Origin of the sequence: Kitasatospora sp. NPDC053057 (assembly GCF_044546945.1) — a bacterium.
In the GTDB taxonomy this organism is placed as follows: Bacteria; Actinomycetota; Actinomycetes; order Streptomycetales; family Streptomycetaceae; genus Kitasatospora.
This window is the reverse complement of record NZ_JBITZP010000149.1, coordinates 1-1,346: the sequence shown is the minus strand read 5'-3', so window position 1 is coordinate 1,346 and position 1,346 is coordinate 1. Positions and strand designations below refer to the sequence as shown.

1 protein-coding gene is annotated in these 1,346 nt (G+C 72.6%); it reads right to left on the bottom strand.

The genetic code is table 11. The features are described from left to right. On the bottom strand, positions 1–1,346 hold a 1,346-nt coding region (locus ACIG5E_RS39515), incomplete at both ends, for a condensation domain-containing protein (RefSeq protein WP_396542170.1).

Genomic DNA, 1,346 nt, shown 5'->3' with positions numbered 1-1,346 from the left:
CAGCACCTGCGGACCACCGTCCAGCGCCACCTCCAACGCCGCCACCAGACTCTCGGCAGCCGTCCGCACCAGCGCACCCACCGCCACCGGGTCGATCGGGGACACCGCGTCCACCGCCAGACCGATCGCGTCGCCGTCGTCGTCCACCGAAACGGCGAGCGGGTAGTTGGTCAGCTCCCGGGCGAACAGCGTGCGGTAGCCGCCCGCCGGTCGGTCCGTGTGCTGGACCGGCGCCGGGGCCTCCTCCTCCGTGTTGTGGCGGTAGTTGAAGAGCGCGGAGAACAGCGGGCTGCCGCCCTCGACGCCGCTGGCGTTCTGTGCCAGGGCGAGCGGGGCGTGCTCGTGCTCCAGCAGCTCGGCGAGCTGGTCACGCATCGCCGACACCGCGTCCAGGACACCGAGCCCGTCCGTCCGCACCCGCACCGGCAGCGTGTTCATGAACGGACCGGGCACCCGGTCCGACGCCGCTCCCGCATTCATCCGCCCGAACAGCACGGTGCCGAAGACCACGTCGTCACGACCCGCCATGACGGCGAGGGCGCGCGACCAGGCGACGTGCATCACCGTTGCCGCACTCGCTCCCAGCCTGCGGGACACCTCGCGCAGACGCACGTCAAGCTCGGGCTCGAAGGCGACCTTGGCGCGGACCACGCCCGCCCCGTCGCCGCGCACGTTCACCGCGCCGTACGGTGCGGTGCCCTCGGTGACGTCCGCCAGCAGGCGGTTGAAGTAGCGCTCGTGCCCGGCGGTGTCCGCCCCGGTCTGCGCCTGGGCGACGAAGTCCCGGAACGGCAGCGGCTCGGCGAGCTGGCCGCCCCGGCCGTTGACGAACGCGTCCAGCTCGGCCAGCAGCACCTCGAGTGCGGTGTGGTCCTGGACGATGTGGTGCAGACGCACCAGCGCCACCCAGCCCTCGGTCCCGGGGAGGGGCGCGACGTGGGCGGTGATCAGGGGCGCCTGGGCGAGGTCCATCGGCATGCCGACGCCGGCCAGCAACTGCCCGACTGCATCGGAGTCCTCCGGGTCCAGGGCCACCTCCGTGACCGGCAGGTCAGCCCGGCGCCAGACCACCTGAACGGGCTCCCGCAGTCCCTCCCACACGATGCCGGTCCGCAGGATGTCATGGCGGGCGACCACCTGTCGCAGCGCGCCGAGGAAGGTGTCCAGCCACTCGCGCGAGCTGAACTCCAGCACCATGGGCATCACGTAGGCGTCATCCTCGTCACGGGCGAGGAGGTGGTGGAAGAGCAGGCCCTCCTGGAGCGGGGCCAGCGGGTAGACGTCCGCGACGTTCGCGGCGCCGCCGTCCACGGTGGCGACGACCCGCTCGACCTCCTCCGCCGTCA